Genomic DNA, 202 nt, shown 5'->3' with positions numbered 1-202 from the left:
CCCCGTAAAGAAGCGGTGACATCACGTAAAACTGCGACATGTCCACCTACCCCTTCTTTATCTGCCATTGGGGCCATTACTACCTGTAATACCTGAATTCCAAGCGAAATTGTGGCGAAATTCTCCAACGGATTGTTGCTTAGGACCATTGTCTGAAGGAATTTAACAATTTGGTCCTTTCGTTCTTGAATTTCAACGTCAT

Annotated in this window: 1 pseudogene; it reads right to left on the bottom strand. The window is 43.6% G+C overall.

Annotation, left to right across the window (positions count from 1 at the left end):
- A pseudogene (locus UF75_RS29585) lies at positions 1-202 on the bottom strand (sensor histidine kinase); the annotation flags it as partial.

This window comes from Desulfosporosinus sp. I2 (genome assembly GCF_000960765.1).
Lineage (GTDB): Bacteria > Bacillota > Desulfitobacteriia > Desulfitobacteriales > Desulfitobacteriaceae > Desulfosporosinus.
Note: the sequence above shows the minus strand (reverse complement) of the source record. Positions and strands in the feature narration are given on the sequence as shown.